The 23,317-nt window shown below is 66.8% G+C and carries 24 protein-coding genes and 1 tRNA gene; 21 read left to right on the top strand and 4 right to left on the bottom strand.

What is annotated here, in order from left to right; translation table 11 throughout:
• Positions 1 to 6: 6 nt before the first annotated feature.
• Genes DSM104440_RS12835 through DSM104440_RS12825 form a run of 3 tightly spaced genes read right to left on the bottom strand, consistent with a single transcriptional unit; the run spans position 7 to position 1,821 of the window.
• Positions 7 to 696 carry an anti-sigma factor gene (locus tag DSM104440_RS12835; protein WP_171163239.1) on the bottom strand — a complete coding sequence of 230 codons (690 nt, stop codon included), beginning with the start codon at positions 694 to 696 and terminating at the stop codon, positions 7 to 9.
• A 1-nt stretch (position 697) separates the two neighbouring features.
• Positions 698 to 1,264 carry a sigma-70 family RNA polymerase sigma factor gene (locus tag DSM104440_RS12830; RefSeq protein WP_171163237.1) on the bottom strand — a complete coding sequence of 189 codons (567 nt, stop codon included), beginning with the start codon at positions 1,262 to 1,264 and terminating at the stop codon, positions 698 to 700.
• Positions 1,261 to 1,821: a cob(I)yrinic acid a,c-diamide adenosyltransferase gene (locus tag DSM104440_RS12825; RefSeq protein ID WP_171163235.1), complete on the bottom strand. Its 561-nt coding sequence runs from the start codon at positions 1,819 to 1,821 to the stop codon at positions 1,261 to 1,263. The genes DSM104440_RS12830 and DSM104440_RS12825 overlap by 4 nt, the downstream gene beginning before the upstream one ends.
• 53 nt (positions 1,822 to 1,874) lie before the next feature.
• Here DSM104440_RS12825 and DSM104440_RS12820 point away from each other — a divergent pair, with 53 nt between their 5' ends.
• The 19 genes from DSM104440_RS12820 (at position 1,875) to DSM104440_RS12730 (ending at position 20,153) form a co-directional block, all read left to right on the top strand.
• A complete protein-coding gene (locus tag DSM104440_RS12820; protein WP_171163233.1) occupies positions 1,875 to 2,840 on the top strand; it encodes an acetyl-CoA carboxylase carboxyltransferase subunit alpha in 966 nt (321 codons plus the stop codon).
• Between the two features lie 86 nt (positions 2,841 to 2,926).
• On the top strand, positions 2,927 to 4,204 hold the full coding sequence (tilS, locus tag DSM104440_RS12815) for a tRNA lysidine(34) synthetase TilS (protein ID WP_171163231.1): 1,278 nt from the start codon (positions 2,927 to 2,929) through the stop codon (positions 4,202 to 4,204).
• Between the two features lie 64 nt (positions 4,205 to 4,268).
• On the top strand, positions 4,269 to 4,694 hold the full coding sequence (gene ndk, locus DSM104440_RS12810) for a nucleoside-diphosphate kinase (protein ID WP_171163229.1): 426 nt from the start codon (positions 4,269 to 4,271) through the stop codon (positions 4,692 to 4,694).
• Positions 4,695 to 4,707: 13 nt separating this feature from the next.
• Positions 4,708 to 5,817, top strand: a complete 1,110-nt coding sequence (rlmN, locus tag DSM104440_RS12805; protein ID WP_171163227.1) for a dual-specificity RNA methyltransferase RlmN — start codon at positions 4,708 to 4,710, stop codon at positions 5,815 to 5,817.
• Complete coding sequence (gene pilW, locus DSM104440_RS12800) at positions 5,814 to 6,599, top strand: type IV pilus biogenesis/stability protein PilW (protein ID WP_171163225.1); 786 nt, start codon at positions 5,814 to 5,816, stop codon at positions 6,597 to 6,599. The genes rlmN and pilW overlap by 4 nt, the downstream gene beginning before the upstream one ends.
• A gap of 13 nt (positions 6,600 to 6,612) precedes the next feature.
• Positions 6,613 to 7,569, top strand: a complete 957-nt coding sequence (locus tag DSM104440_RS12795) for a RodZ domain-containing protein (protein WP_171163223.1) — start codon at positions 6,613 to 6,615, stop codon at positions 7,567 to 7,569.
• Positions 7,570 to 7,581: 12 nt separating this feature from the next.
• Positions 7,582 to 8,859, top strand: coding sequence for a flavodoxin-dependent (E)-4-hydroxy-3-methylbut-2-enyl-diphosphate synthase (gene ispG, locus DSM104440_RS12790; protein ID WP_171163221.1), 1,278 nt, complete (start codon positions 7,582 to 7,584; stop codon positions 8,857 to 8,859).
• Positions 8,859 to 10,115 (top strand): histidine--tRNA ligase, encoded by a 1,257-nt coding sequence (gene hisS, locus DSM104440_RS12785; protein ID WP_171163219.1) that lies wholly within the window; start codon positions 8,859 to 8,861, stop codon positions 10,113 to 10,115. The genes ispG and hisS overlap by 1 nt, the downstream gene beginning before the upstream one ends.
• 22 nt (positions 10,116 to 10,137) lie before the next feature.
• The gene (locus tag DSM104440_RS12780) at positions 10,138 to 10,803 is read left to right on the top strand and encodes a YfgM family protein (protein WP_171163217.1); all 666 of its coding nucleotides are present in this window, start codon (positions 10,138 to 10,140) and stop codon (positions 10,801 to 10,803) included.
• Entirely contained in the window at positions 10,800 to 11,930 is a 1,131-nt protein-coding gene (gene bamB, locus DSM104440_RS12775) for an outer membrane protein assembly factor BamB (protein WP_171163215.1), read from the top strand. Before DSM104440_RS12780 ends, bamB begins: the two co-directional genes overlap by 4 nt.
• Entirely contained in the window at positions 11,927 to 13,324 is a 1,398-nt protein-coding gene (gene der, locus DSM104440_RS12770; protein ID WP_171165950.1) for a ribosome biogenesis GTPase Der, read from the top strand. Before bamB ends, der begins: the two co-directional genes overlap by 4 nt.
• Positions 13,325 to 13,502: 178 nt before the next feature.
• Entirely contained in the window at positions 13,503 to 13,739 is a 237-nt protein-coding gene (gene hfq / locus DSM104440_RS12765; RefSeq protein ID WP_171163213.1) for an RNA chaperone Hfq, read from the top strand.
• A gap of 43 nt (positions 13,740 to 13,782) precedes the next feature.
• Positions 13,783 to 14,895: a GTPase HflX gene (hflX, locus tag DSM104440_RS12760; RefSeq protein WP_246211988.1), complete on the top strand. Its 1,113-nt coding sequence runs from the start codon at positions 13,783 to 13,785 to the stop codon at positions 14,893 to 14,895.
• 27 nt (positions 14,896 to 14,922) lie between these two features.
• Positions 14,923 to 16,134, top strand: coding sequence for an FtsH protease activity modulator HflK (gene hflK, locus DSM104440_RS12755; protein WP_171163204.1), 1,212 nt, complete (start codon positions 14,923 to 14,925; stop codon positions 16,132 to 16,134).
• On the top strand, positions 16,135 to 17,010 hold the full coding sequence (gene hflC, locus DSM104440_RS12750; RefSeq protein ID WP_425509638.1) for a protease modulator HflC: 876 nt from the start codon (positions 16,135 to 16,137) through the stop codon (positions 17,008 to 17,010).
• 29 nt (positions 17,011 to 17,039) lie between these two features.
• Complete coding sequence (locus tag DSM104440_RS12745) at positions 17,040 to 17,192, top strand: DUF2065 domain-containing protein (RefSeq protein WP_425509660.1); 153 nt, start codon at positions 17,040 to 17,042, stop codon at positions 17,190 to 17,192.
• Positions 17,189 to 18,304 (top strand): ATP phosphoribosyltransferase regulatory subunit, encoded by a 1,116-nt coding sequence (locus tag DSM104440_RS12740; protein ID WP_171163201.1) that lies wholly within the window; start codon positions 17,189 to 17,191, stop codon positions 18,302 to 18,304. Before DSM104440_RS12745 ends, DSM104440_RS12740 begins: the two co-directional genes overlap by 4 nt.
• Positions 18,286 to 19,584, top strand: a complete 1,299-nt coding sequence (locus DSM104440_RS12735) for an adenylosuccinate synthase (RefSeq protein ID WP_171163198.1) — start codon at positions 18,286 to 18,288, stop codon at positions 19,582 to 19,584. The genes DSM104440_RS12740 and DSM104440_RS12735 overlap by 19 nt, the downstream gene beginning before the upstream one ends.
• A gap of 11 nt (positions 19,585 to 19,595) precedes the next feature.
• Positions 19,596 to 20,153 (top strand): hypothetical protein, encoded by a 558-nt coding sequence (locus DSM104440_RS12730; protein WP_171163196.1) that lies wholly within the window; start codon positions 19,596 to 19,598, stop codon positions 20,151 to 20,153.
• A gap of 41 nt (positions 20,154 to 20,194) precedes the next feature.
• Here the strand turns inward: DSM104440_RS12730 and DSM104440_RS12725 are convergent.
• Positions 20,195 to 20,279, bottom strand: a tRNA-Leu gene (locus DSM104440_RS12725).
• Between the two features lie 38 nt (positions 20,280 to 20,317).
• Here DSM104440_RS12725 and rnr point away from each other — a divergent pair.
• Both rnr and rlmB read left to right on the top strand, forming a co-directional pair.
• Positions 20,318 to 22,582 carry a ribonuclease R gene (gene rnr, locus DSM104440_RS12720; protein WP_246211987.1) on the top strand — a complete coding sequence of 755 codons (2,265 nt, stop codon included), beginning with the start codon at positions 20,318 to 20,320 and terminating at the stop codon, positions 22,580 to 22,582.
• The gene (gene rlmB, locus DSM104440_RS12715) at positions 22,579 to 23,310 is read left to right on the top strand and encodes a 23S rRNA (guanosine(2251)-2'-O)-methyltransferase RlmB (RefSeq protein ID WP_171163194.1); all 732 of its coding nucleotides are present in this window, start codon (positions 22,579 to 22,581) and stop codon (positions 23,308 to 23,310) included. The genes rnr and rlmB overlap by 4 nt, the downstream gene beginning before the upstream one ends.
• Positions 23,311 to 23,317 lie beyond the last annotated feature (7 nt).

Here is a 23,317-nt window from a genome sequence, read left to right as displayed (position 1 = left end):
ACGACTTCAGGCTCGCTGCGTTTTCGCGAGCGGGCCCGAGCAGAGGACGGTGGTGGGCGTGCCCGTGGGCGAGCCGCCCTTGGGTTCGCGCGAGAGCGCAATCATCATCGCGCCCTTCATCTTGGCGTGATCGAACGGCATCGGCATGTCGGTCTCCTTGTGGGAGGCGACCACGCCGAGCGACCGGGGCTTGCCATCCTCGCCGATGGCCCACAGCTCGAGGTCCACGCCCGGAGCCGAGGTCCAGGCCTTCACGGGGCGGACCTTCATCATGTCCGCGTGCTGCTCGACCACCATGCGCGGCACCTGTTCGGGCGTGACGAGCACGGCGATCATCATCGGGCCTTCGGGTGCGCGCGGCGTCATGAGCACGAGCAGCAGCGCGACGACCACACCCGCGAGACTCACGCCCGCGATGCGCCAGAAATCCAGGCTCGACCAGAACGACCGGGGCTTCGCGGCCGTTCGCGTTCCGATGCGTGCTTCGATCGCCTGCCAGACGCGGGCACGCGGTTCGACCGGCGCGACATTGAGGGCGAGCGGCGTGAGGAAATCCTCCCAGCGGCGCACGACGGCGGCGAGGGCGGGATCGGCCTGCATCATCGCAGTGAAACGCGCGCGGGCTGATCCGCGCAGCGTGCCGAGGACGTATTCCGCGGCGAGCGCGTGCTGGGTGTCGGTGGAAAGGTTGCGCATGTCAGGCTCCGGCCCGCATGAGGCAGTCTTTCAATCGCAACAAACCGCGGCGCACGTGCGTCTTCACGGTGCCCAGGGGCTTGCGCATGTGCGCGGCGAGCTCCGAGTGCGACAGCCCGTGATAGAACGCGAGCGCGATCGACTGGCGCTGCTCCGGATCGAGCTCCTCGAGGCATTCGCGGATCGCGTGCTTGTCGAGGGCAGTCTCGTAGTCCTGCGCGGGCGAAGCCGACTCGTCCACGAGCTGCGAGGCGAGCTTCTCGTCCACGTCGGGCGCGTCGTGCGCGGAGCGGCGCACGACATCGAGGCTGCGATTGCGAACGATCGCCGCCATCCATGTCGTGGGCGCGCTTTTCGCCTGCGCGTAATCGCCCGCGTGGTTCCAGATGCTCACGAAACTGTCCTGCAAGACTTCCTCCGCCAGTTGGCGCTCCCTGACTATACGAAGCGAGACGGCAAACAGTTTCGATCGGGTTGCGTGATAAAGCTCCTCGAAGGCCGGGCGGTCGCCCAGACCGGCGCGGCCCAGGAGGGCGGCCAGGCGGTCGTGCTGTGCTTCAGCGGTCATTGCTGGTCGACTCCCCGGCCCGGTTGCCACACGGTTTCCGCGGTTCCGGCGGCGCGGTTGATCGCGCGCGCTGCGATGAACAGGAGATCCGAGAGGCGGTTGATGTATTGGCGGCTGGCAACACTGACCGCCTCGTTGCGCGCCAGCGCGGCAAGCGAGCGCTCGGCACGGCGGCAGACGGTCCGTGCGAGATGACAGGCTGCCGCGGCGCGCGTGCCGCCGGGCAGGACGAATTCCTTGAGCGGGGGAAGATCCGCGCCGAGCGTGGCGATGGCCTGGTCGAGGTTTTCCACGTGCGCGGCCCGCAAGGCCGTGCGCCCGGGAATCGAGATTTCGCCGCCGAGGTCGAACAGGTCGTTTTGCGCGTCCGACAGGGCGGCGCGCACTGCCGCAGGCAGTTCCTCGGCAAGGACCGCGCCCAGGGCGCTGTTCAATTCGTCGAGGTCGCCGAGAGCCGCCACGCGGGCGTGATCCTTGCCCACGCGCGTGCCGTCCCCGAGGCCGGTCGTGCCGTCGTCCCCGGTGCGTGTCACGATCTTCGTCAGCCGAAAGCTCATGTCCGTGATTTTACCGTTATCATTTCCGCCTTCCCGCGACCCGACTCCACTACGTGAAAACCAGTTTCCTGGATTTCGAGCAACCGATCGCCGAGCTCGAACAGAAGATCGAGGAGTTGCGCTTCGTGCAGGACGACTCCGCGGTCGACATCTCGCAGGAGATCGAGCGCCTTTCGAAGAAGAGCCGCGAGCTTACCAAGGACATCTACGGAAAGCTCACCGCCTGGCAAGTCTCCAAGGTCGCGCGCCATCCGCAGCGACCCTACACGCTCGACTACGTGAACGCGATCTGCACCGATTTCGAGGAAATGCACGGCGATCGCGGCTTCGCCGACGACCCGGCGATCGTGGGCGGCCTCGCGCGCTTCAATGGCCAGTCCGTGATGGTGCTCGGCCACCAGAAGGGCCGCGACACCAACGACAAGATCTTCCGCAACTTCGGCATGCCGCGCCCCGAGGGCTATCGCAAGGCGCTGCGGCTCATGAAGCTCGCGGAGAAGTTCGGCCTGCCGCTGCTCACGTTCGTCGATACGCCGGGCGCCTATCCGGGCATCGGCGCCGAGGAGCGCGGCCAGTCGGAGGCGATCGGCCGCAACCTCTATGTGATGGCAGGCCTGCGCGTGCCGATCGTGGTTTCGGTGATCGGCGAGGGCGGCTCGGGCGGCGCGCTCGCGATCGCGGTGGGCGACGTCACGCTGATGATGCAGTACTCGACCTACTCGGTGATCTCGCCCGAGGGCTGCGCCGCGATCCTATGGAAGAGCAACGACTTCTCGGGGGAGGCCGCGGAGAGCCTGGGCATTACCGCCTCGCGCCTGAAGACGCTGGGCCTCATCGACAAGGTCGTGACCGAGCCGCTCGGCGGCGCGCATCGCGATCCGGCCGAGACCGCGCGCTCGCTGAAGAAGGCCATCCAGGACACGCTTCGCACGCTGCAGGACCTGCCCGTCGACCAGCTGCTCGAGCGCCGCCAGGACCGCATCGTGAACTTCGGCAAGTTCAAGGAGCTTGCCGAGTAGGACCAATGGGGACAGACCCCATTGGTGACCTGTAACAATCGCGGGCGCCCATGACTGTTACACGTCACCAATGGGGTCTGTCCCCATTGGTCCTCCCCAGAGGCTCGCGGGTCTGCGTCGGGTTCTCCGGCGGGCTCGATTCCGTCGTCCTGCTCGATGCGCTGCATGAAGCGCGCGAATCCTCGGGCATCACGCTCTCCGCAATCCACGTTCATCACGGGCTGAGCCCGAATGCCGACGCGTGGGCGGATTTCTGCGCGGCGTTCTGCGCGGCTCGCGCCATCCCCCTCGAAGTCATCCGTGTCCAGCTCGATCGCCAGTCGGGCCAGGGCATCGAGGCCGCCGCGCGCGATGCGCGCTACGCGGCGTATGCGACGCGCGAGGTCGATGTGATCGCGCTCGCGCACCACCTCGATGACCAGGCGGAAACCGTGCTGCTCCAGTTGCTGCGCGGCACCGGGATCAAGGGCGCGGCGGCCATGCCGGCTTCTCGCACGTTGCCGGGGACGTCGATCGAGATCGTCCGGCCGCTGCTCGACATGCCGCGCGACACGCTGCTCGAACGCGCCCGCGCGCGCGGCCTCGAATGGGTCGAGGACGAATCGAATCGCTCGTCGGTCTTCGATCGCAACTTCCTGCGCAACGAGATCGTTCCGCGCCTCGCGGAGCGCTTTCCCAACTGGCGCGATGCGCTCGCGCGCTTCGCGCGCCATGCCGCCGATGCCGATGCGCTCCTGACGTTGCTCGCTCGCCAGGATGGCGTTCGCGCCGACGCGTTGCCCACGGCTGCGCTCACGGATCCGGCCCGGCGCGCGAACGCACTGCGCGCCTTCCTCCATGCCAATGCGCTGCCGATGCCCGGCGAGGCGCGCCTGGACGAGATGGCGCGGCAACTTTTCGAGTCGCGCCGCGATGCCCGCGTACGCATCGAGCACGGCGGCGCGGCGCTGGTGTGCCATCGCGGGGAAATCCGCCTCGACCGCGAGCCCCGGCCTGAGGCCGGCTGGACGCTCGACTGGGCCGGGGAACCGGAACTCGCGCTGGGTGAGGGCCGCGGCGTGGTTCGCTTCGCCCGCGCCGAAGGCGAGGGCATCTGCGAGGACACGACGCGCGAGGCTGGCTGGCGTTTTGCCCCCCGAGCCGGTGGGGAACGGCTTCGCCTCGATGCCAAGCGCCCCAACCGGGCCCTCAAGAACCTCCTGCAGGAAAGCGCGGTCCCTGTCTGGCAGCGCATGCGGTTGCCGCTTCTTTTCCACCGTGACCAGCTCGTCTGGGTCCCCGGAATCGGGATCGCCGAGGCCTACCGGTGCCCCGAGGGCCGTTCCGGCCTGCTTCCGGAGTGGTTTTTCCCGCCTCCGGCCTAGCGGCGTAGGGGGCCGCTGTGCTAGAATGAAAAGCTAAGGATTTCATTCAGTTAGCGGAGATTTTATGGCTGTGGAACGAACCCTGTCGATCATCAAGCCCGACGCCGTTGCCAAGAACGTGATCGGCGAGATTTATGCCCGTTTCGAGAAGGCCGGCCTCAAGGTCATCGCCGCGCGCATGATTCACCTGTCGCGCAACGACGCCGAGGGCTTTTATGCGGTGCACAAGACGCGGCCCTTCTTCAAGGACCTCGTCGATTTCATGATCACCGGCCCCGTGATGGTCACGGTGCTCGAGGGCGAGAGCGCGATCCTCAAGAACCGCGAGCTCATGGGCGCGACCGACCCGAAGAAGGCCGACAAGGGCACGATCCGCGCCGACTTCGCGCAGTCGATCGACGCCAATGCGGTGCATGGTTCCGACGCGCCGGAGACGGCCAAGGTCGAGATCGGCTATTTCTTCCCGGAGCACCAGGTCTACTCGCGCTAGGACCCGAGCCGCCATGGCCGAGCGCACGAACCTCCTCGATTTCACGCTCCCTCGGTTGACCGCCTGGTTCGCCGAGCTCGGGGAGAAGCCGTTTCGCGCCAAGCAGGTCTTCAGCTGGGTCCACCAGCGCGGCGTCGATGATTTCGACGCAATGACCGACCTCGCCAAGGGCCTGCGCGAGAAGCTGCATGCGCTCGCCGTGGTGGAACCGCCGGAGATCATGTCCGAGCACATCTCCGCCGACGGCACGATCAAGTGGCTCTTCGACGTCGGCGTCGGCAACGGCATCGAGACGGTGTTCATTCCCGAAGACGACCGCGGAACGCTGTGCGTTTCGTCGCAGGTGGGCTGCGCGCTCGACTGCAAGTTCTGCTCGACCGGCCGCCAGGGCTTCAACCGCGACCTCTCGGTGTCCGAGATCCTCGGGCAGCTCTGGGTCGCGCGCCGCCGTGTCGCGGAGCTCGGCGCCTCGCTGCGCGAAGACGCCGATGCGCGGCCGATCACCAACGTGGTGATGATGGGCATGGGCGAGCCGCTCAACAATTTCGTGGCCGTCACCGATGCGATGGAAGTGATGCTCGACGACCACGCCTACGGCCTGTCGCGCCGCCGCGTGACGCTCTCGACCTCGGGCGTCGTGCCGATGATCCGCAAGCTCGGCGAGCGCCTGCCGGTGGCCCTCGCGGTGAGCCTGCACGCACCCAACGACGAAATCCGCAGCCGCATCGTGCCGATCAATCGCACGTATCCGATCGCGGAGCTGCTCAAGGCTTGCCGCGATTACCTCGCCGTCGCGCCGCGCGACTTCATCACCTTCGAATACGTGATGCTCGAGGGCGTGAACGATTCGGTGGCGAATGCGCGCGAGCTCGCGAAGCTGCTCGCCGACACGCCGGCCAAGGTGAACCTGATCCCGTTCAATCCCTTTGCCGAATCGGGCTATGTCCGTTCGAGCGATGCCGCGGTCCGGCAATTCCAGTCGGTGCTCATCGAGGCCGGTTTCGTCGCGACAGTGCGCAAGACGCGCGGCGACGACATCGATGCGGCCTGCGGGCAACTGGCCGGGCAGGTGGTCAACCGGATGAAGAACAAGACGATTCCCCTCAGAAAGGTGGCACCGTGAACTTCCTCCGCTGCGTCCTCGCAGGTGTGACGATCACGATCGCGGCCGGCTGCGTTTCCACGAGCAGCTCCGAAACCCGAACCCCGACCAACGATCCGGTGCTCGCCGACGCGCGCCGCCGCGCCGAGGCGCACACGTCGCTCGCCGCCGAGTACTACGCCCGCGGCATCTATGGCGTGGCGCTGTCCGAGACCAAGCTCGCCATCAAGGACGATCCGAGCTTCGTGGCCGCGTGGAACATGCAGGGCCTCGTGCTGATGGAATTGCGCGAGGACACGATGGCGCGCGAGGCGTTCGACCGCGCGCTGCGCATGGATCCGAACAATTCCGAGGTCCTCAACAACTACGGCTGGTTCGTCTGCGTGCGCGGCGAACACGCCCGCGGCCTCGAGATGCTCAGGCGCGCCGGCGCCGATCCGCTGTATCCGACGCCCGAGAAGGCCTATCTGTCCGCCGGGCTGTGCATGCGCCGCGCGGGCCGCAGCGCCGAGGCCGAAACGCAGCTGCGCGCGGCCGTCTCGATCCGCCCCGACCTCCTGGGCGCGCTCTTCAACCTCGCCGAGCTTTCGTACGAGCGCGGCGCGATGAAGGACGCGGAGAACTTCATCACGCGCTACATGCGCATCGCGAGCCCCAATGCCGATGCGCTCCTCCTCGCCGTGAAGATCGCGCGCGCCAACAACGACAAGATCGCCGAGGAAAGCTACCTCCAGCAGATGCGCCGTCGCTTCCCCGATTCGGCACAGAGCAAGGAAGTGGGCATCGCTCCCTCCCGCAACTGAACGACACCGCGCCATGGAAAGCACGACCGATCCCGTGACACCCGCCGAGACGCCCCGCACGCTGGGCGCGCTGCTGGTCGCCGAGCGCGAGCGCCAGGCGCTGTCGCGGACCGACGTCGCGCAGCGCCTGCACATGAGCGTCTCGCAGGTCGAGGCGCTCGAGGGCGGCGACTACGCACGCCTGCCGAAGGGCACGTTCCTGCGCGGTTTCGTGCGCAACTACGCGAAGGTGCTGGGCCTCGATCCGGAAGCGGTGTTGGTGCTGCTTGCCGAGACGGCCCCGCTCGACAAGCGCCCGGCGATCGTCGTGCAGAGCCAGAACCTGCGCTTCGATCCTTCGGGCCAGGCCCTGTCGAGCCCGTACGTGAAGGCGACGTTCATCGCGGTGGTCGCGATCGTGCTCGGCTTTGCCGCGATGTACTGGTGGCTCTTCATCCGCCCGACGCCGCCCGCGGGCGCAACGCGCAAGCCCGCCGCTGAAGCCAATCGCGTGGCGCAAGCGCCCGCGAAGGCCGCGCCGGAAAAGCTTGCTTCGCCTCCGGAACCTGCGAAGGAGCCGGTGCAAGCCGAGCCCGTGAAAACAGAGCCGCCCGCACCGCCCGCTCCCGTGAAAACGGAACCCGCGAAGGCCGTGCCCGTGAAGTCCGCGCCGCCGAAGACCGAGCCGCCCACCGAATCGCGCCCCGCCGTGTCGCAGGCGCCGATCGATACCAACAGCGTTCTCGCCGCCGGCGGGAGCGTCATCCGCTTCAAGTTCCGTGGCAACGCCTGGGTCGAAATCAAGGACGCGCGCGGCAAGGTGCTGCTGTCGCGCAACAACCCGGGCGGCAGCGAAACCGAAGTCATCGGCAAGCCGCCGTTCGCCGTGGTCGTGGGCAACGCGCCGGACGTCCAGATGATCTACAACAACCGCGAGTTCAACCTCGAGCCGCATACGCGCGTGGCAGTCGCCCGCTTCACGCTCGAGTAGGAAGCCCCCCGCATGTCCGCTGCCTCCCGCCGCGCCTCGCGCGCCGTTCGTGTCGCCGACAAGGTGATCGGCGGCGACGCGCCCATCCTCGTGCAGTCCATGACCAACACGGACACCGAGGACGCGAAGGCCACTGCCGACCAGGTCGCCGCGCTCGCGCGCGCCGGCAGCGAGATCGTGCGCATCACCGTGAACACGATCGAAGCGGGCCGCCAGGTTCCGGAGATCCGCAACCGCCTGGAAAAGATGGGCGTGAAGGTCGGACTCGTCGGCGACTTCCACTTCAACGGCCACAAGATCCTCGCCCAGGCGCCCGAGTGCGCGGTGGTGCTCGACAAGTACCGCATCAACCCGGGCAACGTCGGCCACGGCACGAAGCGCGACGAGCAGTTCTCCGCGATGATCGAGAAGGCCATCGAACATTCCAAGCCGGTCCGCATCGGCGTGAACTGGGGCTCGCTCGATCCGGAGCTGCTCGCGCGGCTGATGGACGAGAACGCGAAGCTCACGCAACCGCTCGAAGCCGACGCGGTGATGCGCGAAGCGCTGGTCGTCTCCGCGCTCGAGAGCTCGGCGCAAGCCGTGAAGTGGGGCTTGCCCGCCGAACGCATCATCCTGTCGTGCAAGGTCTCGCACGTGCAGGACCTCATCAAGGTCTATCGCGATCTCGCTTCGCGTTGCGATTACGCGCTGCACCTCGGGCTCACCGAGGCGGGCATGGGTTCGAAGGGCATCGTCGCCTCGACCGCCGCGATGGGCGTGCTGCTGCAGGAGGGCATCGGCGACACGATTCGCGTCTCGCTGACCCCCGAGCCCAACGGCGACCGCACGAAGGAAGTCATCGTCGCGCAGGAGATCCTGCAGACGATGGGCCTCAGGTCGTTCACGCCGATGGTGTCCGCGTGCCCCGGCTGCGGGCGCACGACCAGCACGTTCTTCCAGGAACTCGCCGATCGCATCCAGACATACCTGCGCGACCAGATGCCCGTGTGGAAGGCGAAGTATCCGGGCGTCGAGGAAATGAACGTCGCGGTGATGGGCTGCGTGGTCAACGGTCCGGGCGAATCGAAGCTCGCCGACATCGGCATTTCGCTGCCGGGCTCGGGCGAGAAGCCCGTGGCGCCAGTGTTCGTCGATGGCGAGAAGACGGTGACGCTCAAGGGCGAGCGCATCGCCGAGGAATTCCAGGCGATCGTCGAAGAGTACGTTCGCACGCGCTATGCAGTCGGTTCGGAGCGTGCCGCGAAGTCGCCGCGCAAGAAGACCATCGCGATCCAGGCGGTCGATTGATGGCCGCGCAGAAACTCCAGGCCATCCGCGGGATGGAAGACATCCTGCCCGACGCGTCCCCGCTCTGGGAGAAGCTCGAGCAGGCGTGCCGCGACGTCTTCCGCCAGTACGGCTACGCCAACATCCGCACGCCGCTCGTCGAACCGACGGCGCTCTTCGTCCGCGGGCTGGGCGAAGTGACCGACATCGTCGAGAAGGAAATGTACGTATTCAACGATCGCAACGAGGAGAGCCTCGCGTTGCGGCCGGAAGCGACGGCGGGCATCGTGCGTGCGGCGATCGAGCACAACTTCCTCTACAACGGCCCGATGCGCGTCTGGACCGACGGGCCGATGTTCCGCTACGAGCGCCCGCAGAAGGGCCGCCAGCGGCAGTTCCACCAGTTCGACGTCGAGGCGCTCGGATTCGAGGGGCCCGATGTCGACGCGGAGCAGATCGTGATGCTGGGCCGCCTCTGGAAGGCGCTCGGCATCGGCCCGATCGAGCTGCACGTGAATTCCATCGGCGATGCGGCCGACCGCAAGGTGCATCGCGAGAAGCTCATCGCGCACTTCGAGCAGCACGCTGCCGTGCTCGACGAAGACGCGAACAAACGCCTGCACACGAATCCGCTGCGCATCCTCGATTCGAAGAACCCGGCGATGCAGGCGATGATCGAGGCGGCACCGAAGCTGCTCGATCATCTCGGTGACGCCGCGCGGGCACACTTCGAGGGCGTGTGCCGCCTGCTCGACGACGCCGGGCTCGCGTACAAGGTGAACCCGCGCCTCGTACGCGGCATGGACTACTACAACCGCACCGTGTTCGAGTGGGTGACCGACAAGATCGGCGCGCAATCGACCATCACGGGCGGCGGCCGCTACGATGGCCTGTTCGAGCAGTTGGGCGGCAAGCCCACGCCGGCCTGCGGCTTCGCGATCGGCATGGAGCGCGTGCTGCTCACGATGCAGGCCTTCGAAGTCGCCGCGCGCAACGCGCCCGATGCGTTCGTCGCCCACGCGGGCGAGGGTGCGGCGCGCGAAGCCTGGCGCGTTTCGGAAAAGTTGCGCGATGCGGGCCTCGCGGTCGTGCTCGGCAACGGCGGCAGCTTCAAGTCGCAGATGAAGAAGGCGGACGCGAGCGGCGCCCGCTTCGCGCTGATCCTCGGCGACGAGGAGCTCGCGGAAGGCAAGGTCACGTTGAAGGCGCTGCGCACGGAAGAGGCGCAGGCGCGTGTTTCGCTCGAGGCGGCGATCAGCCGGCTCGGGGCTCCCTGACAACTACATTGGAAAGAAGAACATGGCCGGACCGTACGATCTCGAAGAGCAGGAACGCATCGCCGAACTGAAGGCGTGGTGGGAAGACAACGGCAAGTTCGTCATCGGAGCCATCGTCGCCGCCATCCTCGCGCTCGCTGGATGGAAGGGCTGGCAGTACCACAAGGCCCAGTCCGCCGAAGACGCCGCCGCGATGTTCGAGCCCGTCGACAAGGCCGTGAAGGCCAAGGACGGCAAGGCGATCGAAGCCGCCGCGAAGGCGCTGATGGACAAGTATCCGAGCTCCTTCTTCGCGTCCGACGCGGCGCTGCATGCCGCCAAGGAACACTTCACCGCGGGCCGGACCAATGAAGCGCGCGAGAAGCTCGAATGGGTGATGAAGAACGGCGTGCGCGAGCTGCAGGGGGTCGCGCGCCTTCGCCTCGCCGCCGTGCTCCTCGACGAGAAGAAGCATTCCGAGGCGCTGCTGGTGCTCGACGGCAACAAGGACGAAGCGTTCACCGCGGTCACCGCGGACCTCAAGGGCGACATCATGCTGTCGCTCGGCCGCCTCGACGAAGCGCGCGCTGCCTACAAGCTCGCCGCCGACAAGGCCGAGCCGCGCAATCCCGTGAGGCAGATCGCCGAAGTGAAGCTGCAGGCGCTCGGCGGCGCGCCGGCCCCGGCCGTTGCCGGAGCCCCGCAATGATCGCGAGCCGGCTCGTCGCCTGCGGCGCCGCGCTGGCGCTCGCCGGTTGCGGCTTCCTCGGCATCGGTGGCGGCAATGCGCGCACACCTACGCCGCTCAATCCGATCACCGCCACCGTGACCCCCAAGGCCACGTGGAGCGCGTCGGTCGGCAAGGCGGGCGCGTTCCGCCTGTTCCCCGATATCGAAGGCGGGAAGGTCTACACGGCGAACGCCGATGGCGGCGTGACGATCCTCGCGGAAGATACCGGCCAGGTCGCCACGCGCTTCGAATCGAAGAAGGCGGTCTCGGGCGGTGTTGCGGCCGGCGACAGCGTGATCGTCGTCGGCACGATGAAGGGCGACGTCACGGCGTTCGACCTGACGGGCAAGGAACTCTGGAACACCAACCTCGCCGGCGAAGTGATCTCGCCGGCCTCGATCGCGAAGAAGACCGCGGTCGTGCGCACGTCCGACGGGCGCATCTACGGCATCTCGCTCACCGACGGCAAGCGCCGCTGGGTGTACCAGCGTCCCTCGCCGGCCCTCCTGCTGCGCACCGAATCGGGCGTGCACATCGATGGCGGCGACGTCATCGCGGGTTATCCGGGCGGCAAGTTGATCGCGCTCGACATCGACGACGGCAAGCTCACCTGGGAAGTGAACGTGTCGCTGCCGCGCGGCGCCACGGAGCTCGAGCGCATCGCCGACGTGGCGGGCGTGCCCTACCTCGACGGCCCGCGCGTTTGCGCTGCCGCATTCCAGGGCAAGGTCGCGTGCTTCGAAATCCAGACGCGCAACATGGTGTGGTCGCGCGACGTCTCCAGCTCGCGCGCGCTCGCTGCGGACGCGAAGAACATCTACGTGGTCGACGATTCAGGCGCCGTGCACGCGCTCGACAAGAACTCCGGGGCGAGCCTCTGGAAGCAGGACAAGCTCCTCTATCGCCGCCTCACCGCACCCGTGATCGCGGGCGGCAACGTCCTGGTGGGCGACGGCTACGGGTTCCTCCACGTACTTTCGCCCACGGACGGCTCGCTCATCGGCCGCATGTCGGTCGATGGCGGTGCGGTCAACGCGCTCGTCGCCGCGACCAAAGGTGTCGTTGTCCAAACCGCGGGCGGCACGGTGTCGCTGGTGAATTTCTGAAACCTACCCTCGTCATCGTCGGCCGTCCCAATGTCGGCAAGTCGACCCTCTTCAACCGGCTGACGCGCACGCGCGACGCGCTGGTCGCGGACCTGCCCGGCCTCACGCGCGACCGCCACTACGGCCAGGGCCGGCTCGGCCCCAAGCCCTTCATCTGCGTGGACACCGGCGGCTTCGAGCCGGTGGCGAAGGAAGGGATCATGTCGGAGATGGCGCGCCAGGCGCGCGAAGCGATCGCCGAGGCCGACGTGATCGTGTTCCTCGTCGACGCCCGCGCGGGCCTGGCACCCCAGGACAAGCGCATCGCGCAGATGCTGCGCAAGGTGAGCGCCCCGGTGTTCCTCGCGGTCAACAAGACCGAGGGCATGAACGCCGCGGTGGTGACCGCCGAATTCCACGAGCTGGCACTGGGTGAGCCGCACGCGATTTCCTCGGAGCATGGGGAAGGGGTGCGCCAGCTCATCGAGGATGCGCTCGCGCCTTTCCCGGAGGAATCCGACGAGGAGGAGATCCCCGATCACCCCCGCGTGGCGATTGTCGGCCGCCCCAACGTGGGCAAGTCGACCCTCGTGAACCGCCTGCTGGGCGAAGAGCGCGTCATCGCCTTCGACCAGCCGGGCACGACGCGCGACGCGATCGAGGTCGAGCTCGACTTCGGCGGCAAGCAGTACACGCTGATCGACACGGCCGGCATCCGCAAGCGCGGCAAGGTGTTCGAGGCCGTTGAAAAATTTTCCGTCGTGAAGACGCTCCAGGCGATCGAACGCGCCAACGTCGTGATCCTGGTCGTCGATTGCGTGCAGGACATCTCGGAGCAGGACGCGCACATCGCCGGCTACATCCTCGAGGCCGGGCGGGCACTCGCGGTTGCCGTGAACAAGTGGGACGCGGTGGACGAGGAGAAGCGCAAGGACGTGAAGCGCGATCTCGAGAGGAAGCTCCAGTTCCTGGACTTCGCCGAGTTCTGCCAGATCTCGGCGCTCAAGGGCACGGGCATCAAGCCGCTGCTCAAGGCAGTGGACATCGCGTTCGCCGCGGCCATGGCCAAGCTCTCCACGCCCAAGCTCACGCGCGTGATGCAGGATGCGATCCAGGCGCACCAGCCGCCGATGAACGGCAAGTTCCGCCCGAAGCCCCGCTACGCGCACCAGGGGGGATCGAACCCGCCGATCGTGATCGTCCACGGCACGGCGGTCGACAAGATCAAGGCCGGGTGGCGCCGCTACCTCGAAAACGTTTTCGTGAAGACCTTCGAGCTGAAGGGGACGCCGCTCCGGGTCGAGTTCAGGGCGTCAGCCAATCCCTACGCCGACCGCAAGCGCAACGTGCTTACCGTGAGCCAGGAGCGCCAGATCCGGAACAAGCGCCGCGAAAACAAGAAAAAGTTTGCGTAATCGGGGGTTCGTCCCCATTTACCCGAACTCGCGCATGAATCCGGATGTCTACGGTGTTACGTAAGGTGATAGACAACCAGCGCGGAGAGAGTGCGCGGTGGTGAATTTTGCTGCTTTGCAGTAAAGTCCAGAGGTCCATCAGCCGGTCCAGAAAACCCGCAGCTATAGGGGCAAACAAATGAGCAATAAAGGGCAACTGCTACAAGACCCGTTCCTCAACACGTTGCGCAAGGAACATGTCCCGGTCTCGATCTACCTGGTGAACGGCATCAAGCTGCAGGGCCAGATCGAATCGTTCGACCAATACGTCGTCCTCCTCAAGAACACCGTCACCCAGATGGTCTACAAGCACGCCATCTCGACGGTGGTCCCGGCACGACCCGTGTCGGTCCCGCTTGAGCATTCGGAAGGCTGACGCGGCCCCTCGCAGGGCCGATAACCGCGCTGCAGCAATCCTCGTGTGCCTCGATATCGGGCGCGCGGCGGCGGCTGGGCGCGCGTCCGATCGCGAGCAGGAAGCGGCACGCCTCGTGGAAAGCGCGGGCGCGGATGTCGTCGAAGTCCTGCGCGGCCGCCGCGACCGTCCCGATTCCAAGACCTTCGCCGGCACCGGCAAGATCGAGGAGATCGGCGACGCCGTACGCCTGCACGGGGCGCACACGGTCGTCTTCGACCACGCGCTGTCCGCCAGCCAGGTGCGCAACGTCGAACGCGCGCTTGCCGAAGGCGGCCAGGCTGTCCGCGTCTACGACCGCACCGAACTCATCCTCGAGATCTTCGGGCAGCGCGCGCGCTCGCACGAAGGCAAGCTCCAGGTCGAGCTCGCGCGCCTCGAGCACCACGCCACGCGCCTCGTGCGCGGCTGGAGCCACCTCGAGCGCCAGCGCGGCGGCCTCGGCAAGACCGGCGGCCCGGGCGAGAAGCAGATCGAGTTGGACCGCCGCATGATCGGCGAGGAGGTGAAGAAGCTGAAGGCACGCATCGCGAAGGTCACGCAAGACCGCGCCACGCAACGTTCCGGCCGAGCGCGCGCCGGTGTCCTGCGTGTCTCGCTCGTCGGGTACACCAACGCGGGCAAGTCCACGCTCTTCAATCGCCTCACCGGTGCGGATGCCTACGTGGCGGACCAACTGTTCGCCACGCTCGACACCACGACCCGCAAGCTCTGGCTTGCAAACGACAGTTCCGCCGCCATCTCCGATACCGTGGGATTCATCCAGGACCTTCCGCATTCACTGGTCGCCGCCTTCCGCGCCACGCTCGACGAGGCGGTGCAGGCCGACGTGCTGCTGCATGTGGTGGACAGCGCGAGCCCCAGCCGCGACGAGCAGATCGCCGCGGTCAACAAGGTGCTCAAGGAGATCGGGGCGGCCAACGTGCCGCAGATCCTCGTCTGGAACCAGATCGATCGGGTGCCCGGACTGCAGCCCGAAGTGATCCGCGACCCCTGTGGTAAGATATTGAATATCAAGGTAAGTGCAGTCACCGGCGCCGGTCTCGAGCTCATCCGGGGCGCGCTCCTGGAGATGGCGGGAGCCACTCCGACCGACGCGCAGCCCTGCGCCGCTTAAACAGCTTCTCTACCTCTCCTTCATCCGATGCCTCCGAACGATCCCCAGTGGGGAAAGAAGAACAACGAGGGTCCGCCCGACCTCGAGGAATTCGCGCGCAAGGTCCAGCAGAAGCTCGCGAGTCTTTTGGGCATGCGCCGTCCCGAGCCCGCGGGGCCCGGCGACAGTCCGCCGCGCATGGGTGGAGGCGGGCCGTCGAACGCCTTCTTCGGCGGCAGCGTCGTCTTCATCGTCCTGCTGATCGCGGCCGTGTGGCTGGCGAGCGGCTTCTACATCGTCGATGAAGGCAGCCGCGGCGTCGTGCTGCGCCTCGGGAAGTACCTCGAGACGACGATGCCCGGTCCCCGCTGGCACGTTCCCTATCCCTTCGAAGCGGTCGAGGTCGTCAACGTCTCGGGCGTGAAGTCGGTCGAGATCGGCTACCGCGGCGATCCCAAGAACAAGCAGCGCGAAGAGGCGCTGATGCTGACCGACGACGAGAACATCGTCGACGTGCAGTTCGCGATCCAGTACACGCTGAAGAGCCCCGAGGACTACAAGTTCAACAACCGCAACCCGGACGACAACGTCCGCCAGGCGGCCGAGACCGCGGTCCGCGAGATCGTCGGCAAGAGCAAGATGGACTTCGTGTTGAACCAGGGCCGCAGCGAGATCAGCGCGCGCGTGAAGGTGCTGATGCAGCAGATCCTCGACCGCTACAAGACGGGCATCAACATCACCACCGTCAACCTGCAGAACGTGCAGCCGCCCGACCAGGTGCAGAGCGCCTTCGACGACGCGGTGCGCGCGGGCCAGGACCGCGAGCGGGCCAAGAACGAAGGCCAGGCCTACGCGAACGACGTGATCCCGAAGGCGCGCGGTGTCGCCGCCCGCCTCCTCGAGGAAGCCAACGGCTACAAGCAGAGCGTGGTCGCGACCGCGCAGGGCGATGCGTCGCGCTTCCGCGCGATCCTCGCCGAATACGAGAAGGCGCCCCAGGTCACGCGCGAGCGCATGTACCTGGAGACGGTGCAGCAGATCCTCTCGAACACCACCAAGGTGATCGTCGACCAGAAGGGCGGCCAGAGCCTGCTCTACCTGCCGCTCGACCGCCTGATGCAGCTCAGCGGGCAGCAGGGCAGCGTCACGACGAGCGCGGACGTCCCGAAGGTGACGACGGTCCCCGACCTCGTGCCGCCGGCCGCGGCCGACCAGACGCGCCGCGAAGGCGTGCGCAACCGCGAGCGGGAGGGCCGATAAGTGAAGAAATCCGCCGCATTCACCATCCTCGTCGCCATCGTGCTGGGGCTCGTCCTCGCGATGAGCCTCTACACCGTCGACCAGCGCAAGGCCGCGATCAAGTTCCAGCTCGGTGAAGTCGTCGCCGTGCAGACCGAACCGGGCCTGTATTTCCAGGTGCCGATCCTGCAGAACGTGCGCATGTACGACACCCGCATCCAGACGCTCGACACGCGCGACGCGGAACGCTTCCTCACGTCCGAGAACAAGAACGTGCTGGTCGATTCCTTCGTGAAGTGGAGGGTGATCGACGTGCGCCAGTACTACGTGTCCGTGCGCGGCGATTCCGTACAAGCCGAAGCGCGCATCTCGCAGACCGTGAACGACGCGCTGCGCGCCGAGTTCGCCAAGCGCTCGGTGCACGACGTGATCTCGGGCGAACGCGACAAGATCATGGCCACCGTCGCCGACAAGGTCGACAAGGACGTGAAGGGCATCGGCGTCGAAGTGGTCGACGTGCGCCTGAAGCGCGTGGACCTCGTCCCCGAAATCTCCAACGACGTCTATCGCCGCATGGGCTCGGAGCGCAACCGCGTTGCCAACGAGCTGCGCGCGACGGGCGGCGCGGAGAGCACGAAGATCAAGGCCGACGCCGACCGCCAGCACCAGATCGTCGTGGCCGAAGCCTATCGCGACGCCCAGCGCATCAAGGGCGAGGGCGACGCGCAAGCGGCGCGCATCTACGCCGAGGCCTTCGGCAAGAATCCGGAGTTCTACAGCTTCTACCGGTCCCTCGAGGCCTATCGCGCCAGCTTGCGCAGCAAGAGCGACGTGATGGTGCTCGAGCCGTCGTCGGACTTCTTCAAGTACCTCAAGAGTCCCGGCCGCGGGAAGTGACGCAAGTCCTGCTCGCGGCGCTCGCGCTCATGCTCGTGCTCGAAGGCATCCTCCCGTTCGCCGCGCCCCGGTTGTGGCGCGACACCTTTCGCCGCCTGATCGAGATGAGTGACGGCCAGATCCGCTTCGTCGGACTCATCTCGATGCTCGTCGGCCTGGCGCTGCTCGCTTTCCTGTCGTGAGACGCTGGCTCCTTCCCGAACACATCGAGGACGTGCTGCCCGCCGAGGCGCGCGCGATCGAACGCCTGCGCCGCGGCATCCTCGACCTCTTCGAGCGCGCCGGTTACGAGCTGGTTGCGCCGCCGCTGCTGGAGTTCGTCGAGTCGCTCCTCTCGGGCACCGGCAAGGATCTCGACCTCGCCACCTTCAAGCTCGTCGACCGGATCTCCGGCCGGACGATGGGTGTGCGCGCCGACCACACGCCTCAAGTCGCGCGCATCGATGCGCACCTGCTCAACCGCCAGGGTGTCGCGCGTCTTTGTTATTGCGGCAGCGTGCTGCACACCGTGCCCTCGGGCATCACCAATTCGCGCGAACCGCTGCAGATCGGCGCGGAGCTCTACGGACACGCCGGCGTCGAGGCGGACATTGAAATCGCACGCCTGATGATCGCCGCGCTCAAGGCAACGGGCGTTGCGAAGGTGCACGTCGACCTCGGCAACCCTGCGATCTACCGCGCGCTCGTGGGCGATGCCGGACTCAATGCCGAGGATGCCGAAGTGGTCTTCCACGCCGTGCAGCAGAAGAACGCTGCCGAAGCGAAGGGTGCCGCGGTGCTCACCGGATTGCATGGCGGCATCGACACGATCGAGCGCGCCCGCAAGGCGCTGCCGGCCAAGCCCGCGATCGGCGCCGCGCTCGACGCGCTGGCTCGCGTCGCGCAAGCGTGCCGTGCGGCCGGCGCCGAGACGTCGATCGACCTCGCCGAGCTCGGCGGCTTCAACTACGAAAGCGGGATCGTCTTCGCGGCCTTCACGCCCGGCAGCCCCGACGCGATCGCGCGCGGCGGCCGCTACGACGAAGTCGGCGCGAGCTTCGGCCGCGCGCGGCCCGCCACCGGATTCACGATGGACCTGCGGCAACTCGCGGCGCTCGCGCCCGAAGCCGCCAAACGCGGCGCGATCCTCGCGCCTTGCATTGAAGACGCGGCGCTCGCCGCCGAAGTTGCGCGCCTGCGCGAAGCCGGGGAGGTGGTCATCGACGACCTTCCGGGCCACGAGGCGGCGCGCGACGAGCTCGGCTGCGATCGCAAGCTGGAAAAGAAGGACGGAAAATGGCGCGTAACGTCGTAGTCATCGGCACGCAGTGGGGCGACGAAGGCAAGGGCAAGATCGTCGATTGGCTCACCGACCACACCGCGGGAGTCGTGCGCTTCCAGGGCGGCCACAATGCGGGCCATACGCTCGTGATCGGCGGACGCAAGACCGTCCTGCGCCTCATTCCGTCGGGCATCCTGCATCCGCAGGTGAAGTGCTTCATCGGCAACGGCGTCGTCGTTTCGCCCGAGGCGCTGATGCAGGAAATCACCGAGCTCGAGAAAGGCGGCGTCAACGTCATCGGCCAGCTGCGGCTCTCCGAGGCCTGCTGCCTGATCCTTCCGTACCACGTCGCCATCGACCAGGCGCGCGAGCGCGCGAAGGGCGAGGCGAAGATCGGCACCACCGGCCGCGGCGTGGGCCCTGCCTACGAGGACAAGGTCGCGCGCCGCGCCATCCGCGTGCAGGACCTCTACGCGCGCGAGCGTTTCGCCGCGAAGCTGGGCGAGGTGCTCGATTATCACAACTTCGTCCTGAAGAATTACTTCAAGGCCGACACCATCGACTTCCAGAAGACGCTCGATGACACGCTCGGGTTCGCCGAGCGCCTGCGGCCGATGGTCACCGACGTGTCGTCGGAAGTGAACGCGCTGATCCGCGAGGGGAAGTCCCTGCTCTTCGAAGGCGCGCAGGCGGCACTGCTCGACGTCGATCACGGCACCTATCCGTACGTCACCTCTTCCAACTGCGTCGCGGGCCAGGCTTCGGCCGGCGCGGGCGTCGGACCGCAGCAGCTCCACTACGTGCTGGGCATCGCGAAGGCGTATGCGACGCGCGTGGGCTCGGGTCCGTTCCCGACCGAGCTCGAGGATGAAACCGCCGAGCACCTGCGCACGCGTGGCAACGAATATGGTTCGGTGACGGGCCGCCCGCGCCGTTGCGGCTGGTTCGATGCCGCGGCCCTCAAGCGCGCGGTGCAGTTGAATGGCGTCTCGGGCCTGTGCATCACGAAGCTCGACGTGCTCGATGGCCTCGATACGGTGCGCGTGGCCACCGGCTACAAGCTCCAGGGCGGCGGCACGCGCGAGATCCTGCCCTCGGGCGCGGAAGCGCTCGCGATCTGCGAGCCGATCTACGAAGAACACCCCGGCTGGAAGGAAAGCACGCTCGGCGTGAAGCGCTGGGAGGACCTGCCGAAGAATGCGCAGTCCTACCTCAAGCGGCTCGAAGCGGTTTCCGGCGCGCCGGTCGCGCTCATCTCGACCGGGCCCGATCGCGAAGAGACGATCGTGCTCAAGCATCCCTTCGAAGAATAAGGAGAACGCGAATGTCGCAAGCCCTGCGTGGTGGCACCCTGGCAATCGCCGCGCTGCTCGCGGTTGCGACGTTCAACGTTTCCGCGGGCCGCGAAGGCTCGGGCAACCGCAGCAGCCTCAACTGGGACCAGCCGGTGTGCTTCCTCAATGGCGGCACGCACGCGGGCTTCGGGACGATCCGGGGCTACATCTGGTACGGCGAAGGCGGCGTTTCGAAGTCCTTCGACACGAAGGAGATCTCCTACCAGGGGATGGAGAAGTTCGAATCGCAGCTGTGCATCGTCCTCAAGAAGGGGACGACCAGCCACTCGATCAAGGTGACGGTGGGTGCGGGCGTTCCGACTATTGGCGCGAACCCGACCGCCTGCGAAGTGAAGCTGCCCCTTCAGCCGATCGCCAACTCCGACATGAGCAACCTGCCGCCCGCGAATACGGTGCTTTACGTGCTTGGGAAGGGCAACGCCGGGAACCTGCATTGCGAGTTCTGCACGGCGACGACGACGAGCTACAAGATGAACCGCAAGGACCTTACGAAGTGCTCGAGCACTTTGCCGGCGCCGCGGCCCTAGAAAAAGAAAACCCGGGGGAGGCCCCGGGTTGAGTTCATTCTTGGTGCCCGGAAGAGGACTCGAACCTCCACGGTGTTACCCGCCAGTACCTGAAACTGGTGCGTCTACCAATTCCGCCATCCGGGCCCTTCAGAAGCCCGCAATTTTACTGATTCGAGAGCATATTGTCTAGAAAAAACAACGAACAACAACGCGTCTACGAGGTCGAGATTCCCACGCGGGAAGCGATTATCGGGGCGCTCACCGAGGCCGGCATTCCGGTCGAGGACAAGCAGCTCGAGAAGCTGCTGGGCACCAGCGCCGAGCAACGCGAGGGCCTCAGCCGGCGCATCGGCGCGATGGAACGCGAGGGCCAGGTCATGCGCAACCGGCGCGGCCAGATCCTCATCGCCGACAAGGCCGGGCTGATCAAGGGCAAGGTCATCGGCCACCCCGATGGCTTCGGCTTCCTGCAACCGGAGAGCGGTGAAGACGACCTCTTCCTCGGCCCCAAGCAGATGCACAAGGCCTTCCACGGCGACATCGTGCTCGCGCGCGTCACCGGCGTGGACCGGCGCGGCCGTTCCGAGGGTTCCATCGTGGAAGTCCTCGAGCGCGCCAACAGCAAGGTCGTCGGCCGCCTGTTCAGCGAGCACGGCGTGCACTTCGTGCTGGCCGAGAACAAACGCATCAACCAGGACATCCTCGTTCCGCCCGACGGCTTGAAGGGCGCGAAGGCCGGGCAAGTGGTCGTGATCGAGATCATCGAGCAGCCGACCAAGAACGCCGAGCCCGTGGGGCGCGTGATCGAGGTGCTGGGGAACTACACCGATCCCGGGATGGAAATCGAGATCGCGCTCCGCAAGCACGACCTGCCGCACGAATTCCCGAACGACGCGCTTGCGGCCGCGAAGAAGCTGCCCAAGGTCGTCGAGGAAAAGGACCTCAAGGGCAACCGCAAGGATCTCCGGAAGCTCGCCTTCGTCACCATCGACGGCGAGACCGCGCGCGACTTCGACGATGCGGTGTACTGCGAACGCGACGGCAAGGATTTCCGCCTGTGGGTGGCGATCGCCGACGTGAGCCACTACGTGAAGCCCAAGGACGCGCTCGACCGCGAAGCCTACGAGCGCGGCAACTCCGTGTACTTCCCGCGGCGCGTGATCCCGATGCTGCCCGAGGAACTCTCCAACGAGCTTTGCTCGTTGAAGCCCGAGGTCGACCGCTGCGTGATGGTGTGCGAGATGGAAATCTCGGCCGCCGGCGCGATCACCGGCTACACGTTCTACAACGGCGTGATCCACTCGCAGGCGCGGCTCACGTACACGCGCGTCGCCGCACTCCTCGAAGGCCGCGAGCCCGAGCCCGCGATCGCGAAGAAGCTGCATGCGCCGATCAACACGCTGTACGGCGTCTTCAAGGCGCTCCTGTCGGCGCGCGCCAAGCGCGGCGCGATCGACTTCGAGTCGCAGGAAACGCAGATGATCTTCGACGACCACGGCAAGATCGAGAAGATCGTGCGCGTGGAGCGCAACGATGCGCACAAGCTGATCGAGGAATGCATGCTCGCGGCCAACGTGTGCACCGCGGACTATCTCGCGAAGAAGGACCAGCCGGCGCTCTACCGGATCCACGAGGGGCCTACGCCCGAGAAGCTCGAGGGCCTGCGCAGCGTCCTCAAGGACTTCGCGCTGAGCCTCGGGGGCGGCGACGAGCCGCAGGCGAAGGACTACGCGCAGCTGCTCACCCGCATCAAGGGAAAGCCTTACACGGCGATGCTGCAGACCGTGATGCTCCGCTCGCTGCGCCAGGCGGTGTACAGCCCCGAGAACGTCGGCCACTTCGGCCTCGCCTACGAGGCGTACGCGCACTTCACCTCGCCCATTCGCCGTTACCCGGATCTCCTCGTGCATCGCGGCATCAAGGCGGCACTCCTCGGGAAGAAGTACGACGGCGGCGACTGGAACGCGCTCGGCGTGCACTGCTCGGAGACCGAGCGGCGCGCCGATGACGCGACGCGCGATGTCGAGAACTGGCTCAAGTGCTACTTCATGCAGGAGCACGTGGGTGACGAGTTCGAAGGCACGATCAGCGGCGTCACCAACTTCGGCCTGTTCATCACGCTCGACGACCTGTTCATCGACGGCCTCGTGCACGTCTCCGACCTGGGCGCCGACTACTACCAGTTCGACCAGGCGCGCCATCTGCTCAAGGGTGAGCGCACCGGGGTCCGCTACCAGCTCGGCGGCCACGTGAAGGTGAAAGTGGTGCGCGTGGACATCGAGGCGGCGAAGATCGATTTCACGCTGGTCGTGGATGCGAGCGCGCTTCCCGAGCGCGGCGCGCCCTCCGGCCCGCCCTCGCGCTCGCCCTCGAAGGACAAGGGCAAGCCCAAGGCGCGCGATATCGACAAGAAGATGAAGAAACAGTACGGGAAGAAGCACAAATGAAATACCTCGCCGGTTTCCACGCGATCAGGAGCCGCCTGCGCCTCAAGCGCGACACGGTGCGCGAGATCTACATCGACGCCGAACGCAAGGACAACCGCGTCAAGGACCTGCGCGCGATGGCCGAATCGCTGGGCGTTCGCGTGCTCACGGTGGATGCCAAGCGCATCGCCGGGATGGCGGGGAGCGCGAAGCACCAGGGCGTGATCGCCGCGGCCGACGAGCTCGCGATGCCGCAATTCGTCGAGGACGTGCTCGATACGCTCCAGGACGTTCCGCTGCTGCTCATCCTCGACGGCGTGACCGATCCGCACAACCTCGGCGCCTGCCTGCGCGCGGCCGATGGCGCCGGTGCCCACGCCGTCATCGCCCCGAAGGATCGCAGCTGCGGCCTCACCGTGGCCGCGATCAAGGTGGCGTCGGGTGCGGCGGAAACGGTTCCGTTCATTGCCGTGACCAACCTCGCGCGCACGATGCGCGACCTGAAGGACCGCGGCATCTGGCTCGTCGGCACCGACGACGAGGCGCCGCAGTCGATCTACCAGGCAAAACTCGATGGCCCGCTGGGCCTCGTCCTGGGCGCGGAGGGCGAGGGCCTGAGGCGCCTGACCAAGGACACCTGCGACTTCGTCGCCTCCATTCCCATGCATGGCACGGTCGAAAGCCTGAACGTTGCGGTCGCTAGCGGTGTCTGTCTCTTCGAAGCGCGCCGCCGCCGCGCCACCCGATAGTCCCTTT

It is taken from the genome of Usitatibacter palustris (assembly GCF_013003985.1).
In the GTDB taxonomy this organism is placed as follows: Bacteria; Pseudomonadota; Gammaproteobacteria; order Burkholderiales; family Usitatibacteraceae; genus Usitatibacter; species Usitatibacter palustris.
The sequence above is the reverse complement of the archived record's forward strand: the minus strand, read 5'-3'. Positions and strand labels throughout refer to the sequence as shown.

Excerpts from the sequence above, each read along its gene's own strand:
- DSM104440_RS12835 (WP_171163239.1), bottom strand. The coding sequence starts at position 696 with ATGCGCAACCTTTCCACCGACACCCAGCACGCGCTCGCCGCGGAATAC.
- DSM104440_RS12830 (WP_171163237.1), bottom strand. The coding sequence starts at position 1,264 with ATGACCGCTGAAGCACAGCACGACCGCCTGGCCGCCCTCCTGGGCCGC.
- DSM104440_RS12825 (WP_171163235.1), bottom strand. The coding sequence starts at position 1,821 with ATGAGCTTTCGGCTGACGAAGATCGTGACACGCACCGGGGACGACGGC.
- ndk (WP_171163229.1), top strand. The coding sequence starts at position 4,269 with ATGGCTGTGGAACGAACCCTGTCGATCATCAAGCCCGACGCCGTTGCC.
- rlmN (WP_171163227.1), top strand. The coding sequence starts at position 4,708 with ATGGCCGAGCGCACGAACCTCCTCGATTTCACGCTCCCTCGGTTGACC.
- DSM104440_RS12795 (WP_171163223.1), top strand. The coding sequence starts at position 6,613 with ATGGAAAGCACGACCGATCCCGTGACACCCGCCGAGACGCCCCGCACG.
- ispG (WP_171163221.1), top strand. The coding sequence starts at position 7,582 with ATGTCCGCTGCCTCCCGCCGCGCCTCGCGCGCCGTTCGTGTCGCCGAC.
- hisS (WP_171163219.1), top strand. The coding sequence starts at position 8,859 with ATGGCCGCGCAGAAACTCCAGGCCATCCGCGGGATGGAAGACATCCTG.
- DSM104440_RS12780 (WP_171163217.1), top strand. The coding sequence starts at position 10,138 with ATGGCCGGACCGTACGATCTCGAAGAGCAGGAACGCATCGCCGAACTG.
- bamB (WP_171163215.1), top strand. The coding sequence starts at position 10,800 with ATGATCGCGAGCCGGCTCGTCGCCTGCGGCGCCGCGCTGGCGCTCGCC.
- hfq (WP_171163213.1), top strand. The coding sequence starts at position 13,503 with ATGAGCAATAAAGGGCAACTGCTACAAGACCCGTTCCTCAACACGTTG.
- hflK (WP_171163204.1), top strand. The coding sequence starts at position 14,923 with ATGCCTCCGAACGATCCCCAGTGGGGAAAGAAGAACAACGAGGGTCCG.
- DSM104440_RS12745 (WP_425509660.1), top strand. The coding sequence starts at position 17,040 with ATGCTCGTGCTCGAAGGCATCCTCCCGTTCGCCGCGCCCCGGTTGTGG.
- DSM104440_RS12735 (WP_171163198.1), top strand. The coding sequence starts at position 18,286 with ATGGCGCGTAACGTCGTAGTCATCGGCACGCAGTGGGGCGACGAAGGC.
- DSM104440_RS12730 (WP_171163196.1), top strand. The coding sequence starts at position 19,596 with ATGTCGCAAGCCCTGCGTGGTGGCACCCTGGCAATCGCCGCGCTGCTC.
- rlmB (WP_171163194.1), top strand. The coding sequence starts at position 22,579 with ATGAAATACCTCGCCGGTTTCCACGCGATCAGGAGCCGCCTGCGCCTC.